General features: G+C 47.4%; 12 protein-coding genes. 6 read left to right on the forward strand and 6 right to left on the reverse strand.

Features of this window, described 5'->3' with window-relative positions:
* Positions 1 to 55: 55 nt before the first annotated feature.
* Positions 56 to 715, reverse strand: a complete 660-nt coding sequence (adk, locus tag MRK00_05255) for an adenylate kinase (GenBank protein MDR4516781.1) — start codon at positions 713 to 715, stop codon at positions 56 to 58.
* Positions 716 to 1,061: 346 nt separating this feature from the next.
* Between adk and recA the strand changes: the two genes are divergently transcribed.
* From recA to MRK00_05280, 5 genes are read left to right on the forward strand one after another with little or no spacing between them, the layout of a single operon-like run.
* Entirely contained in the window at positions 1,062 to 2,093 is a 1,032-nt protein-coding gene (recA, locus tag MRK00_05260; protein ID MDR4516782.1) for a recombinase RecA, read from the forward strand.
* Positions 2,093 to 2,557, forward strand: a complete 465-nt coding sequence (recX, locus tag MRK00_05265; protein MDR4516783.1) for a recombination regulator RecX — start codon at positions 2,093 to 2,095, stop codon at positions 2,555 to 2,557. The genes recA and recX overlap by 1 nt, the downstream gene beginning before the upstream one ends.
* Positions 2,554 to 2,916, forward strand: a complete 363-nt coding sequence (locus MRK00_05270; protein MDR4516784.1) for a hypothetical protein — start codon at positions 2,554 to 2,556, stop codon at positions 2,914 to 2,916. The genes recX and MRK00_05270 overlap by 4 nt, the downstream gene beginning before the upstream one ends.
* Before the next feature lie 5 nt (positions 2,917 to 2,921).
* Complete coding sequence (gene alaS, locus MRK00_05275) at positions 2,922 to 5,513, forward strand: alanine--tRNA ligase (protein MDR4516785.1); 2,592 nt, start codon at positions 2,922 to 2,924, stop codon at positions 5,511 to 5,513.
* 55 nt (positions 5,514 to 5,568) lie between these two features.
* Positions 5,569 to 6,015 carry a hypothetical protein gene (locus tag MRK00_05280; GenBank protein MDR4516786.1) on the forward strand — a complete coding sequence of 149 codons (447 nt, stop codon included), beginning with the start codon at positions 5,569 to 5,571 and terminating at the stop codon, positions 6,013 to 6,015.
* 253 nt (positions 6,016 to 6,268) lie between these two features.
* Here the strand turns inward: MRK00_05280 and MRK00_05285 are convergent, their stop codons facing one another.
* From MRK00_05285 to MRK00_05295, 3 genes are all read right to left on the reverse strand, one after another.
* Complete coding sequence (locus MRK00_05285) at positions 6,269 to 6,934, reverse strand: PEP-CTERM sorting domain-containing protein (GenBank protein MDR4516787.1); 666 nt, start codon at positions 6,932 to 6,934, stop codon at positions 6,269 to 6,271.
* Between the two features lie 291 nt (positions 6,935 to 7,225).
* Positions 7,226 to 9,688, reverse strand: coding sequence for a DEAD/DEAH box helicase (locus MRK00_05290; GenBank protein MDR4516788.1), 2,463 nt, complete (start codon positions 9,686 to 9,688; stop codon positions 7,226 to 7,228).
* 587 nt (positions 9,689 to 10,275) lie between these two features.
* On the reverse strand, positions 10,276 to 10,578 hold the full coding sequence (locus MRK00_05295; GenBank protein ID MDR4516789.1) for a hypothetical protein: 303 nt from the start codon (positions 10,576 to 10,578) through the stop codon (positions 10,276 to 10,278).
* A 157-nt stretch (positions 10,579 to 10,735) separates the two neighbouring features.
* Here MRK00_05295 and MRK00_05300 point away from each other — a divergent pair, with 157 nt between their 5' ends.
* Positions 10,736 to 10,885: a hypothetical protein gene (locus MRK00_05300; GenBank protein MDR4516790.1), complete on the forward strand. Its 150-nt coding sequence runs from the start codon at positions 10,736 to 10,738 to the stop codon at positions 10,883 to 10,885.
* Positions 10,886 to 11,204: 319 nt separating this feature from the next.
* On the opposite strand, the gene MRK00_05305 is transcribed toward MRK00_05300, so the two are convergent.
* A complete protein-coding gene (locus MRK00_05305; protein MDR4516791.1) occupies positions 11,205 to 11,915 on the reverse strand; it encodes a PEP-CTERM sorting domain-containing protein in 711 nt (236 codons plus the stop codon).
* A 429-nt stretch (positions 11,916 to 12,344) separates the two neighbouring features.
* Entirely contained in the window at positions 12,345 to 13,046 is a 702-nt protein-coding gene (queC, locus tag MRK00_05310) for a 7-cyano-7-deazaguanine synthase QueC (protein MDR4516792.1), read from the reverse strand.

Here is a 13,046-nt window from a genome sequence, read left to right on the forward strand (position 1 = left end):
GCGCTAATCTTGGAAAATGATACGATGAACGGTAAAGTCAAACCGTCAGCAGCTTTTAACAATCCGTTAATGCTGCCAGAATCCTGCCCCGAATCTCTTCAACGCTCCCAACTCCTGCAACCTTGACATAGCGTGGTGCGTTGTGGGTACCTTCTTGAAACCATTTTGAATAATAGGCAACGAGCGGTTCGGTCTGTTCATGATAAACCGCCAGTCTTTTCTTAACAGTTTCTTCCTTGTCGTCATCACGTTGAATGAGCGGTTCACCTGTCACATCATCGAGGTTCTCAGCTTTCGGTGGATTAAATTCCACATGATAGGTTCGGCCGGAAGCGGGATGGACCCTGCGGCCGGACATGCGCCGAATGATTTCATCATCTGCGACATCGATTTCAACCACACAATCAATTTGCACGCCAGCCGCCTTCATGGCGTCTGCCTGCGGAATAGTGCGGGGAAAACCATCAAACAAAAAACCGTGTACGCAATCCGGCTCGGCAATACGTTCTTTAACCAGATTGATAATGATATCATCCGATACCAGTCCTCCGGTATCCATGATTTTCTTAGCCATCACGCCCAATTCGGTGCCGGCTTTGACAGCATTACGCAGCATATCGCCTGTTGAAATTTGCGGAATACCGAAATGTTCCTTGATATAATTAGCTTGTGTTCCTTTACCGGCACCGGGACCGCCTAATAATATGACTCGGATAGCTGTTCTCCCTATTCTTTTGTTAGTATGTTTTACTATTAATGCGTATTGAGCAGCAAAAAACAATTGAGGCCTCTGCCACCCATTTTTTAATTCGTCATTATAGCGTAGGCTGGCAAGATACTCGAGTCTTGTTTTATTTTAAAATCAAAAAAATTTTAAAAAAGCGACTTGGAAACAACAAGCTTCATTCAAGGAATGTGTTCACGCTTATGTACATTTGTAAGTGCGCAGATTTTTGATTTTCACCTGAAAACAACCAGAAATGTACATGACACGTTAAGACACCCTCTAATAAATCACCATTGATTGTGCGATAATCCGAAGTTTCTTAACAGGAAAAAACATGGACGAAAACAGAAGCAAAGCATTAGCCGTAGCACTGGCCCAAATTGAAAAACAATTTGGCAAAGGCGCAATCATGCGCATGGGGGCCAATGATGTTGCCAATGACATACAAGTTGTTTCCACTGGGTCGCTTAGCCTGGATATTGCGCTGGGTGTTGGTGGCTTGCCACGCGGCCGTGTCATTGAAATCTATGGCCCTGAGTCTTCAGGCAAAACTACGCTTACCCTGCAAGTGATTGCTGAAATGCAAAAACTTGGCGGAACGGCTGCCTTTATCGATGCCGAACACGCACTGGATCCGAATTATGCACGGAAAATCGGTGTCAATGTGCAGGAACTTCTTATCTCGCAGCCCGATAACGGCGAACAGGCGCTTGAAATTGCCGATATGCTTGTGCGTTCCGGTTCAATTGATATCGTTGTCATTGATTCCGTCGCCGCACTGACACCGCGCGCCGAAATTGAAGGAGAAATGGGCGATCCGCAAATGGGCTTGCAAGCCAGATTGATGTCTCAGGCATTGAGAAAGCTGACTGCCAACATTAAGCGCAGCAACACCATGGTGATTTTCATCAACCAGATCCGCATGAAAATCGGTGTCATCTTTGGTAATCCGGAAACAACCACAGGCGGCAATGCACTCAAGTTCTATGCTTCTGTGCGTCTCGAAATCCGCCGTACGGGCGCCATCAAAAAGGGCGAAGAAACAATCGGAAATGAAACGCGCGTCAAGGTGGTCAAAAACAAAGTGGCCCCGCCATTCAAACAAGCTGAATTCGATATTCTTTATGGCGAAGGCATTTCCCGCGAGAGCGAAATTATCGAACTCGGCGTGCAGCACAAACTGATCGACAAAGCGGGCGCCTGGTACTCCTACAATGGCGATAAAATTGGTCAGGGCAAGGATAATGTGCGCGAATATCTCAAAGAACATGCCGATATGGCCCAGGAAATCGAGCGGAAAATCCGCGAATCGGTTGGCATCTTTGCGCCCGACAATCAAACCCAAGCGTCTAATGAAACAGAGTGATGACAGATACTGACATCAGCAAACCCACTCTCGAAACGCGTGCACTACGCTATCTGGCGCGGCGCGAATATTCGCGGCGTGAGCTGGAAAAAAAACTGTCAGCGCATGAACAGTCGCCTCAGGCACTGTCCAGCTTGCTCGATCAACTCGAACAGGACGGCTACCTGTCAACGGAACGTTTTGCCGAGCAAGCCGCACGGACACGCAGACCACGGTTTGGCAGCCAGCGCATCGTGCGCGAACTCAAGGAGAAAGGCGTTGACGCACATTTGATTGCCGATATATTGCCCGATCTCAAAGAAACCGATCTGGAAATCGCGTGCCAAATCTGGCAAAAAAAATTCGGCGCGCCCCCCAACGATCTCAAGGAACGCGGCAAACAGATACGCTTTCTGGTGAACAGAGGATTTTCGTCCGACGTCATTCACCAGGTATTGTCGCAGGCTGAACAGGACAATCGATGAAAACGGTTTCAGGACTCATAGTTTCATTAATCATGCTGCTCCCATTGGCATACCCTTTTCCACTTAACGCCAGCGGGATTACAGCCATTCAGGAAATCAATACCTCTCCCGCCAGTTTTGACGGCAAGGAAGTCATGCTCAGCGGCATCACAAAAGATCCGACACGCATTCCCGTCATTGATTTGAAAGCATATGTGCTGGAAGACAATACCGGCGAAATCACCATACTCACAGGTTCCGACTTACCTGAAACAGGCATTAAACTCACGGTCCGCGTACGCATTGAGAGTCTGGCGATCATCAAGGGTGAAGCACTGGGCACGACAGTTGTTGAATTAAAAAGATACAATAATTTATAACAGAGATGAAAAGCAGCGAAATACGACAAAAATTTTTGGACTTTTTTGAGTCACATGGCCACACCATTGTCGCCTCCAGCCCGCTGGTACCCGGCAACGATCCGACGCTCCTGTTTACCAATGCCGGCATGGTTCAGTTCAAGGATGTTTTTCTCGGGCAGGATCAGCGAAGCTACGCGCGCGCGGCCAGTTCACAGCGTTGCGTTCGCGCCGGCGGCAAGCATAATGACCTGGAAAATGTCGGCTATACGGCGCGGCATCATACCTTTTTCGAAATGCTCGGCAATTTCAGTTTCGGCGATTATTTCAAGCGCAACGCCATTCAGTTTGCCTGGGAATTTCTGACCGACACACTCAACATTCCGCAGGACAAATTGTGGGTTACCGTCTACGCCGAAGACGACGAAGCTGCCGATATCTGGCTCAATGAAATCGGCGTCGATCCCGCGCGTTTTGTGCGCATCGACACCATGGACAACTTCTGGCAAATGGGCGATACCGGCCCGTGCGGACCGTGTTCCGAAATTTTTTACGATCACGGCGCCGATGTTGCGGGTGGCCCCCCGGGTTCACCTGACGCAGAAGGCGACCGCTATATCGAAATCTGGAATCTGGTGTTCATGCAATACAACCGCGACAGCAACGGCGAGCTGCACCCGTTGCCCAAACCCTCGGTCGACACTGGCATGGGACTTGAACGCATTTCCGCGGTCATGCAGCAGGTGCACAGCAATTATGACATCGATCTGTTTCAGGACCTGATCAAAGCCGCCGCACGCGAAACCGGTACGCAAAATCTTGAAGACAATTCGCTCAAAGTCATTGCCGACCATATCCGCGCATGTGCATTTCTGATCACCGACGGCGTAATTCCGAGCAGCGAAGGCCGCGGTTATGTATTGCGGCGCATTATCCGTCGCGCCATCCGTCACGGCTACCGCCTGGGTCAAAAGGAGCCTTTTTTCTACCGACTGGTTACGGATCTGAGCAACGTAATGGGCGAAGCCTACCCTGAGTTGACTGCGGCAAAAGAACGCGTAGCCGGTGTGCTGCAACTGGAAGAAGAACGCTTTGCCGAAACGCTGGAGCATGGCATGCAGATTCTGGAAGAAGCGTTAAGCCAGGAAATCAAGGTGCTCGATGGCGAAACCGCATTCCGTCTGTACGACACCTTCGGCTTTCCACTCGATTTGACCGCCGACATTGCGCGCGAACGCGGTATCAGCATCGACAATGAAGGCTTTGAAAAGGCCATGGCGCGGCAGCGCGAACAGGCACGCGCTGCCAACAAGTTCACCATGACCGAAGGTCTGGCGTATAACGGCGATCAAACCGTTTTTCACGGCTATGACGCATTGCAGCATGACGGCAGGATACTCGCTATCTACAAGGAAGGCACACCGGTCGATTTTATCGAAGCCGGTGACGAAGCGGTGATCGTGCTCGATCATACGCCATTCTATGCCGAATCCGGCGGACAGGTCGGCGACAGTGGCGAACTCATGGCCGCGAACGGCACGTTTGCCGTCACCGATACGCAAAAAATCCAGGCTGACGTATTTGGCCACAAAGGACTGCTGCAAAGCGGTCGGTTGGTCGTCAAGGATCATGTCCAGGCCAGAGTCAACCCGCTCACCCGCTCCAGCATCGCCAATAATCATTCCGCCACGCATTTGCTGCATGCCGCATTGCGTAAAGTGCTCGGCAATCATGTGGCACAAAAAGGTTCGCTGGTCGACGCCAACCGGTTGCGTTTTGATTTTTCGCATAATACACCAATGACAACCGAAGAAATCAGTGAAGCCGAACGGCTGGTCAATGAACAAATCCGTCATAACTGGCCAGTTACCGCCGATCATATGAAATATGACGAAGCTGTCAAACAGGGCGCGATGGCGCTGTTCGGCGAGAAATACGCCGATGTGGTGCGCGTCATCGGCATGGGCGATTTCTCTACCGAGCTGTGCGGCGGCACGCATGTCGCGCAAATCGGCCAGATCGGTTTTTTCAAAATCACTGCCGAAACCGGCATTGCCGCAGGCATACGCCGCGTCGAAGCGGTAACCGGCAAGGGCGCCGTCGACTATATTCAGCAGCGCGAAGCGCAACTGCAAACCATCGCGCAAACACTCAAAACCAATCCCCAGGAAATCAATCAGAAAATTTCCCAGATCATCGACAACGTCAAGCAAACTGAAAAAGAACTTGCACAACTCAAGGCCAAGCTGGCCGGATACCAAAGCACAAATCTTGTCGATCAGGCCAAGGAAATCAAGGGTGTTAAAGTCCTCACCGCCAACCTCGAAGGCGCCAATGCCAAATCACTGCGCGAAACTTTGGACAAACTGAAAGACAAGCTCAAATCCTGCATTATCGTGCTGGCCACCGTTGACGCTGACAAAGTCACTTTGATTGCCGGTGTCAGTGACGACCTCACCAAACAGATCAAAGCCGGCGAACTCGTCAACTTCGTCGCCCAGCAAGTCGGTGGCAAAGGCGGCGGAAGACCGGATATGGCGCAGGCGGGGGGGACGCTGCCGGATGGGTTGCCTGAGGCGTTGGAGAGTGTGGTGGGTTGGCTACAAAGCAAGATTTGAATAACTCTCATTACAAAACTTGATTCCCAATTAATCTGTTTGAGCGTGAACACCTATGAAGTTTGAACGACTGTTCACCATTATCACCAATTTCGCCTTGGTATCTGGCCTAGTACTTGTGATATTTGAACTACAGCAAAATCGTGAAGCGATTCAGATCACGCATCAATTATCCCTAGCTGGATTAATGAGCCAAATCAATCTGGCCGTAGCATCGGATCATGAGCTCGCAGACCTGATAGCCCGGACAAAGCGCAACGACACGAAAGACTTCAGCCCCGCAGACACCGAACGGGTCAAACACTGGACGCTGGCAATCCTTGAGCCGCGCATCAGCTCGTATCATCTCAGAAGCAGTGAATTTGTTGTCATGGAAGACTGGTGCAATCTCATGCGCGACTATACCGACCTCTACCGGCACCCGTATTTCGGCGCTATCGTAAAGTCCGATCTCAGTTACGCAGATGACATTGCGGCGGATATAGAAAACCGGTGCAAATAATGACGACGGCAGTTGATCGAAGTAAACGTGAACGGTACCGAACGGTAGGTCTTGCATTAATACATTCCCATATTCGTCAGGTCTATATTAGTAGACTAGAATTCTAGACCCGAACACCCCGTGGCACAGCCAGATCGATTGCCTGCTTCGTCGGAGAGTGCTGCGAGTTAGGTAGAGAGGACAATTTGAATGTTGTTTTGCCGCGCGACCCCTTTTGCGCGTTACGGCACAGAGAGAGGCACAAGAATCTAAACTAAGCCTTGCGTCGTTGTACTACAAGCCCGATCAAGCCCGCACCTATTAACACAATTATAGTTGGCTCAGGAATTTGTGCAAACACATCACCGCCATGCATTGCCAAAATACGAAATTCAGATTCGGGCAGCATTAAAAACGCTGTTTCATAAGCTTCACCAAAAGATGAGCGCAAACCATATGGTGCACCGAGAATAAAACCAATTGCAAATTCTTCAGTATTATCAGGGCCTGGACAAGGGAAACCGCCGCAAACAAGTGCGGAACCTACGGCCCAATATGATTGATGACCTCCAAAAGCATCATAAAAAGAAGGTGTTTGCTCTAATTCGTCAATAAGAAAATCTACTTCAGAATTAGAATAGTTATACCAACGATCGGTTTCTTCGGTAGCGCTCCACCCTGTAACGCCAGCAACATTCAAATTTGCAAGCCAGCCTACAGCATTAGCAAAAGTAACTTCGCCATCATTATTAGATCTTCCGTTATCGAAAGCATTAGGACGAGCTGCGCTTGGATCTGCTAGCCAGGTTACGTTTTGATCTGTGTCGTATACAGCTTTACCGCCCAATCTAAATTCCAGCGTGGCATTTGCTGATGTTGTAAGAAAAATTGCAATAACGCCAACCACGAATAATTCTATTGCTTTATTGAAGCATTTCATTCTATTCTTCCCCTTTTTGTTGTGAAGTTTTTCCTTTTGTATGTTTCAAGCAATATTCACTCCCAATCTACACTCCACTGTTTATTAAAGCATTAGTTTGCTTTCCATTGACTAGCCGTTGTGAACAGTAAAATTAATCGACACTTAAAAATAAGAATCACAAAGAAAAAACGGGATCTCCAATTAGCCGTCTTGAGTCATGTATTAATACATTCTCTGACGATCAACAAACAGCAAAATCCCGGATAATCATTATTAATATCATCTACTTGAGAATATCCTAAGGGACGACTACTTACGCAGCATCTCTGCCAACGCAGCAAAGGTGTCCGCCAACTGACGCGTAGTTTCAGGTGGAGGAACGGGGATTTTCAAATGACTGGTCCCGGTTTGTTCATCACGCGCAACCCAAGGGTGCCCAGGTGCATCAGGATTATGCGCCGAAGCCAAAGCAGCAACAAGCTGCCCGCCAATTTGGGCAATCGCTTGCCAGGGATCAGTAACGGGCGGCGCGGTTGTTGTTATTGCTGAATCTTGACTTGAATTGGGCGGTGTAGCTGCATCGCTGCAGTCTTCTTCTTTTAATTCATAGATTGCTTCTTGTTGGATTGGCGTCTGTTCAGCCTGATCTAACGGTTCGCCGCCTCTCATATTGGCCGTCGCATTTTCCACATCTTGCATAAAGCGTTTCAAACGTGATCCACCCAGTGAGATTTCAGCACTACCTCCATCCAGAATGCCAGCCGATAACGAGCGCTTGAATGCCAACAACGACAGCATACCTTCTTCTATCGAACCTTTGGCTACATAGTTAATTACCTGCACTTTATCCGGTTGCCCCATACGGTGAATACGAGCAATACGCTGCTCCAACAATGCTGGATTCCACGGCAAGTCCATATTCACCACAGTGTTGGCAAACTGCAGATTCAGTCCGGTTGCGCCAGCATCTGTTGATAAAAATACTCTACAATCGGTGTCTTCTTTAAACCGCCGAATCAATTCTGGGCGCTTTTCGGATGCAATGCCACCATGGAAACTGACATAGCTGATACCCCGGGTTTTAAGACGCCGAATCAAGATTTCATGGGTACGGACCCACTGACTGAACACCACTACCTTGTTTTGTGGGTACTCGAACAATTCATCAAACAGTACCATTAATTCATCGGCCTTAGTCCCATGATCGGTTTCCTGATCTAACAAATATGTGCTGTTACATGACATACGCATATTCTGCAGCGCACAAGTCAATCGACGCTGGTCGGTATCAGACAGATATTTCTTATGACGCCAGCGTGCCACAATACGGGCAACGACTTCAGCATTTTCCTGATGCCACTGTTGTTGCTGTGCTGTCATAGGCAGGAGAACATTCTGATCCGACCGCTCAGGTAATTGTAAGAAAACTTCAGATTTCAATCGACGAATCATCATTGGAGCTAGTGTCTCGCCAATTTTGTTCAAACCAACATAGCCTGTAACCTTGCCGGTTTCATCTTTTTGCTGATGTTCATACAACAATTTCCAAGTCGGTCCAAGGCGATATTGGTCGACAAACTGCACCAGCGAAATCAGTTCTTCCAACTTGTTTTCCAGTGGTGTGCCGGTTAGCACTACTGCATAAGGACTGTTAATTCGTTTGAGTGCACGCGAGGCAATAGTGTTCCAATTTTTAATCCGCTGCGCTTCATCCACAATCACCAGTTCCGGTGACCAATCTTCTATCAAATCCAGATCGGCATGCAACTTCTCATAGTTGGTGATTTTGCAAAAGCCGGCCTGTTGATACTGCTTGCGACGTTTGGCCGGATTACCACTGATTACCAACGATTCACGTCCGGTAAAGCGTTCATTTTCGCTCTGCCACTGGTATTTCAGCGAGGTCGGACATACTATCAACACTTTACTGACATCAAAATAACGTGCCAGCAACTCGGTAACCGCAATGGCCTGTATGGTTTTCCCCAGTCCCATTTCATCACCGATCAATGCTCGTCCGGCCCGTACCGCAAACAAAGCACCTTCTTTCTGATACGGATAAAGTGGTACTTTTAGCAATTTCTTCCATTGCGGGTCTTCTATCCCCAATGGGAAAGTCTGGTTTAAAAACTGCAACCGTTTCTCAGCATCACGCAATCCGGCAACATAATCCAACGCATCATCGTAAGTACGCAATTCATGCACACATTTAACCGCTGCATTAATAAATTTATCCAACTCTCCATAGCGCTGCACAGGTAAACACCAATCTGCCGCTTCATCAAATAGCACGCGCGCTTTGTCCAATAGTTTTTGCGGACAATCGGTTCCAGGACGAAAATGTACCGTTCGTTCACTATCGTAACGCAGATATAATTCAGAAAAAACCGGGTGATAACCTCGAGCAAATGCCGTTTTAAAACCACGCACTTTTTCCAGTTTGGCCAGCGCAAATTCAATGTGCTTACAGGTTCCCAGCTCATTGGTGGCAAAATCCGGACAGGCACAAAAATTATCACCAGGTCGCAAACCGCGAATTGCGACCCGATAACTGCTGTTCGAAACCGGATTAACAACTTTAAAATCCGAAAAGAATTTTTCAGTCCCCTGATTGACGAGACCAAATTGCTGCACACGACCAAACTGCCGCCGCAGTCTTCGCTGCCATTCCACCGCCGTCAAACCGTCTGGTAGATGCGTCCGTGAGAGCTTAAGCTCGGTCTTAGCCTTGCGAGGCGATTTTTTCTTTGCTTTGCGGCTATTAGTTGCCATTTTTTCCCTGTGAGCGTAACAAAAGAACAATTTTAACAAGTCAACAGAGAAACAATAAAACTGATTTATCAAATCGGAAAAAAATCCCTGTGCAATGAAGTCTCTTCTGCAGATCTACCCTACTTCCAAATCTGCTCAATAGGCACTCAATCGCTCTGTATACAAACCCAATCAGAACCCAACCAGTAGGTCTTGCATTAATACATAGAATTAATTTTAGACTCAAACACCCCGCGGATTGTGCATCCTCTTGCCAAATCTCTCATAGAACAATTAAAAATAGGCTGGATAATGATAGAAACGGAGTTTTCGGACAGACACGACCTAAAAACTCTCCACCGATACCTCAAAGAATGTAAAGGAATTTGATAGCACAACGGTGGCGCTTAGGATTGTATCCATCTGAAAATAAAAAATATGTCCGCCCTCCTCGAGATACTCCACTGTTGCATAATGGCTGTAGAAGGTCGGTGATGCCCCATATTCCCAGTTTTCCAAAGTGGAGTGCCCATTGCCCTGGATACGTAGCCGAGCCTTGTTTTTCCCATAGCCGTAGGAATCAATCAGGTACCACCCTGTCTGGGGAACTACAACATAAATTTTGGCGTATGGTCTACGATATTTATCCCTATTGCTCGGGCACCATGATCTTCCAGCACGTATGTGTAAAGCCCCGTATCGGATCGTATCATCTTGGCGCCATAAAAATTCGGGGTATGCATATGGAGAACGCGAAAACGTTTGCTGGCCGTCAGTGTAACGCTAAAACCTTCTTGTGCCTCACTGACAACACTCGCTCCAGAAAGTTTGGAGGTTTTTGGCGACGGTTGATCCTTCACCGCCTGCTGGGTTTTTGCACGAATCCGAGGATTGCTATGGTTTAGCAGCATGCTGCGTTTTTGTTGTCGCGATAGATAATTCTAGACCCTCTACTTTTCTTAGAACTTTAATCCGCTTTATTCTGTATGGCTACATAGTGTATTTAAAGGTATACTGATAGCGCTTATTAAGATTTAAGCATATTTTCTTTACAAAAAGGTTTATATTATGAAATTCACATTATTGTTTGCAGTATTATTATCATTTGCTTTAATTGCCTGTGGCGGACCGTCAGCACCTGCGAGTCCTGGAAACACTGACAGCTATGGAACAACGCATGAAGGCGAGGCTGTTGAAGGCCGTAATGAATTGGATTAGCATTACGTAGACTGCAAAAACGGGGTCACACAAAAAACGAGGTCTTCTTGCAATACAATACGAAGCATACTCAAATGAGCGGCGCAAAGGATCGTGTCTTGCCAAACAACATTCAATTTTTCTCTCTGCTTAGCTCGCAACACGCTCCAACGCAGCAGGCAACCGATCCGTTTATACTACGGGGTGTCTGATCTAGAATTATAGCCTACTCAATAGGCCTGACGATTATCTGAGAATGTATCAATGCAAGACCGAACCCCTTTGCGCGGAACCCCATTGCGCGTTTTGCCGAATAATGACTTAACGCGCAATAAATAGACTATATGCGGCTACGGCCGCGGTTCAGTACTGTCAAACCTAATAATCCAATGCCAAACAGCCAAATAGTTGCAGGTAAAGGTACTTGATTTTTCTCGGCAGTAAATAACCAATCACTCGAATAAATATGGTCGCATCTTCCAGATATACAATTTGCGCCATGGTTAACCCAACCCCATCCTGAAATTCCGGAAAAACCACGATGACCACCGCCATTTTCATCACCCAGCTGGAACGCTAAACCAGTATTCTGATTATTATTAGACTGATCCTCAAGTTCCCATGAACCAAAACTACTGCTAATCGTGCCAAAATTTTGATTATCGGCATGTACGACAAGATCGATCAATCCACCGTTGGCAGACTGTGAAATACCAATCTTATATTCAAAATGAATATTCCATAGATCAGTTGTGCCTGCTTTATAACCGCCTCCGATGTCTTCACCACCAAAGGCAGTGCCGTCAATTACAATTTTGCTGCCATCCCAAGTAAGCGTCATATTACTGCCGCTATGATCAAAATCAAAAGTATATTCTTTAGCTGGATCGCCCAGCAGACCATCAAGACGAAAACCATACAACGGCGGCGCTATACCACCATCGGGATGATTGTGCAGCGTATAAGTGCCTAGAGTAATTGCTTGCGCTTGTGGCATTATAAGACAGCCGACTATTGCTAGTGCAGTAAACAAATTTATATTTCTTTTCATTGTTATAAACCTTTCTTAAAATATTAAAATAAAAAAATTAACCTAATGCTTTAAAAATATAGTGAGCAATTTTTATGCCATATTGTTATGCTGCTGATTATTAGAGAATATTTCAGAATAATGAAAATTAATTTTTAAGAAATGTAAAGGTTTTCGACATGTGCTAGTTTTCACCTCTAGTGAAATTTCAATGTAATAGAGCCTTTTGATTTGACTGCATTGCCCGGATTTCGGGTTCGGATTTTTTGTCACTGCGGGTTATTCTGTTGATTTTTATTAGAGCGCTTCTTGAAGATCATCAGGATGAAATCATTCCACTCGCGCTGAAGTAGCCCCGGTAATTTGGACACCAGAATGGCAATGTTAAGGCGTTATTTTCTGTATGATTATTTTTATAAATAAAAGGATGTGACCCAGTACTCTATGCGTTCAGGTTAGTGAGCGGTAATACGTCATGTCCGCAATACCGGCAGCTTCAAACCCATCCCGCCTGATCCGGCAAGAGTCACAAGCGCCGCACGCACGCCCAGCTTCGTCGGCCTGATAGCACGAAACCGTCAGACTGTAATCGACGCCAAGTGCCAGACCGGTCAGAATGATGTCTTTCTTCGATAAATCGATGAGTGGGGTATGGATGGTGAGTGCGCCGCCCTCGATGGCGGCTTTGGTCGCGAGGTTGGCCATTTTTTCAAATGCCTGGATATATTCGGGACGGCAATCGGGATAACCGGAATAATCGACGGCGTTGACGCCGATAAAAATATCCCGGCAATTCAGCGTTTCCGCCCATGCCAATGCAAGCGACAGCATGATGGTATTGCGCGCAGGAACATAGGTAATTGGAATGCCGGTTGTTTCACCTGACACTGGCACAGCGATGGATGTATCGGTCAGCGCCGAACCGCCAAATGCGGTCAGATCGACGGTAAGGATTTTGTGGTCGGCAACACCTATTGCTGCGGCAACGCTCCTGGCCGCATTGAGTTCGGATTCATGCCGCTGACCGTAATCGACGCTGAGCGCGTAGCAATCAAATTTCCGGTCTTTGGCAATCGCCAGCGCGGTGGCAGAGTCAAGGCCGCCGGACAGCAGTACGACGGCTTTTTTTTCAGGTTGAGTTGCTTTGTTCAT

The organism is Nitrosomonas sp. (assembly GCA_031316255.1).
Classification (GTDB): Bacteria; Pseudomonadota; Gammaproteobacteria; order Burkholderiales; family Nitrosomonadaceae; genus Nitrosomonas.

Excerpts from the sequence above, each read along its gene's own strand:
- recA (MDR4516782.1), top strand. The coding sequence starts at position 1,062 with ATGGACGAAAACAGAAGCAAAGCATTAGCCGTAGCACTGGCCCAAATT.
- recX (MDR4516783.1), top strand. The coding sequence starts at position 2,093 with ATGACAGATACTGACATCAGCAAACCCACTCTCGAAACGCGTGCACTA.
- MRK00_05270 (MDR4516784.1), top strand. The coding sequence starts at position 2,554 with ATGAAAACGGTTTCAGGACTCATAGTTTCATTAATCATGCTGCTCCCA.
- alaS (MDR4516785.1), top strand. The coding sequence starts at position 2,922 with ATGAAAAGCAGCGAAATACGACAAAAATTTTTGGACTTTTTTGAGTCA.
- MRK00_05280 (MDR4516786.1), top strand. The coding sequence starts at position 5,569 with ATGAAGTTTGAACGACTGTTCACCATTATCACCAATTTCGCCTTGGTA.
- MRK00_05285 (MDR4516787.1), bottom strand. The coding sequence starts at position 6,934 with ATGAAATGCTTCAATAAAGCAATAGAATTATTCGTGGTTGGCGTTATT.
- MRK00_05290 (MDR4516788.1), bottom strand. The coding sequence starts at position 9,688 with ATGGCAACTAATAGCCGCAAAGCAAAGAAAAAATCGCCTCGCAAGGCT.
- MRK00_05295 (MDR4516789.1), bottom strand. The coding sequence starts at position 10,578 with ATGCTGCTAAACCATAGCAATCCTCGGATTCGTGCAAAAACCCAGCAG.
- MRK00_05300 (MDR4516790.1), top strand. The coding sequence starts at position 10,736 with ATGAAATTCACATTATTGTTTGCAGTATTATTATCATTTGCTTTAATT.
- MRK00_05305 (MDR4516791.1), bottom strand. The coding sequence starts at position 11,915 with ATGAAAAGAAATATAAATTTGTTTACTGCACTAGCAATAGTCGGCTGT.
- queC (MDR4516792.1), bottom strand. The coding sequence starts at position 13,046 with ATGAACAAAGCAACTCAACCTGAAAAAAAAGCCGTCGTACTGCTGTCC.